Genomic DNA, 685 nt, shown 5'->3' with positions numbered 1-685 from the left:
TCTCTGCCAACGCTGACTAACGTGACGTTTACTCCTGAGCACCAAGCCATCGGCCAAAGCGTGACGGTAACGCTGGAATTCGATAAAGATCTGCAATCCGCCGCAGCGGAATTAGGTGGTACAACGATCACCTCATTAATGGCAACCGCGGACCCAAGTGTTTGGACTGGTGATGTAGTGGTACCAGACTCGTCAGAGCTGAATGTGGCGTTGCTTGTTCGTGACTACCAAGACTTATCAGGAAATACCGGTAGCCAGAACACGGCTTACTCCATGCCGATCACGCCAACTTTAGCTATTACGCCAGTGGGTAATGTGGATGAAACGCAAGCCGCCACGCTACAATTCGAAGGTACGTCGACACGTTTTGACGGTCAGTCCTTGCGTCTTGAAGTGAAAGCTCAAGGCAGCGTGACGGTATTGAAAAGCAGCAGTGCAACAGTACAAGCCGGTGGCACTTGGATCAGTGACGCAATGGATATGAGTCACCAAACCAATGGCACTTATACTGTGATGGTGACGGGGACGAACTCAGCGGGCATTGAAGTGAGTGAAAGCCAGAGCTTTACACTAGCGCAGTCTCTGCCAACGATGACTAACGTGACGTTTACGCCTGAGCACCACGCCATCGGCCAAAGCGTGAAGGTAACGCTAGAATTCGATAAAGATCTGCAGTCTGCAGCGG

The 685-nt window shown here is 51.5% G+C and carries 1 pseudogene; it reads left to right on the top strand.

Going from position 1 to position 685, the window contains the following annotated elements:
* Positions 1 to 685, top strand: a pseudogene (locus R7Z77_RS25815) (hypothetical protein); the annotation flags it as partial.

The sequence above is a fragment of the Vibrio sp. 1401 genome, assembly GCF_033340295.1.
This window is presented reverse-complemented; position numbering and strand designations above follow the sequence as displayed.